At 63.5% G+C, this 892-nt stretch carries 1 protein-coding gene; it reads right to left on the bottom strand.

Annotated features, from left to right (window positions below):
- Positions 1-369: 369 nt before the first annotated feature.
- Positions 370-892, bottom strand: a 523-nt coding sequence (locus AC1EJZ_RS11180; RefSeq protein ID WP_425343557.1) for a GNAT family N-acetyltransferase, incomplete at its 5' end; no start/stop codon positions are given.

Here is an 892-nt window from a genome sequence, read left to right as displayed (position 1 = left end):
CTTGAAATCCGTCATCGTTCCGTCCGTCCAATCTCCGCCAAGCATGCTCAAGCTTCACGATTTTTGCAACAGAGCCGAGAGAACTATCTTCGGCCTTCACACGCACGAAAGGCGGCGAAGCTCCGCCGTTAATCCGTCCGCCGGAGATCTCGCCCAGGCAGGCTGAAGGCCGAGCAAGCCTGACAGGCCCGAAAAGCCCGGCACGGGCGTCGGCGGCGATGACGGCGGCGGCATTATCCAGGGTTGATGATGGAAGTGGAGGATATCGACAACCTCTCGCGCAACCAAGACATCGCGGTCGGACTGCAAGTGATCTTGAAGCCACGGGCCCGTCCCACCCCGACATGGACCTCGATGCCCGAACGGACGTTAGATTTCGAGTTCTAGGCGTTCTGCGATGAAGGTTGGATCCCAGCCGGGATTGAAAGTGTCGACGTGGGTGAATCCGAGCCGCTCGTATAGGCCACGCAGGTTCGGGTGGCAGTCGAGCCGCAGCTTGGCGCACCCCTGCGTTCGCGCGGCATGGCGGCAAGCCTCGATCAGCGCGGAGCTGACACCCCGGCCCGCATGTGTCCGTCGCACCGCGAGCTTGTGCAGATATGCGGCCTCCCCCTTGAGGGCGTCGGGCCAGAACTCGGGATCCTCGGCCGACAAGGTGCAACAGCCGACGATGCCGTCGCTGCAACTCGCGACTAGGAGCTCGGATCTCAGGACGAAGGTCTCCGCGAATGTCCGGTCGATCCGCGCGACGTCCCAGGCGGGCGTTCCCTTGGCGGACATCCACGCCGCAGCGTCGTGCATCAGCCGCACAACCTCGTCGATATCACCCGAGCAGGCGACCCGAACGTTCGGAGGCTCCTCGCTGTCCATTCGCTCCCCTGGCGCGGTATGA

It is taken from the genome of Pauljensenia sp. C0170B5 (assembly GCF_056590195.1).
The sequence above is the reverse complement of the archived record's forward strand: the minus strand, read 5'-3'. Positions and strand labels throughout refer to the sequence as shown.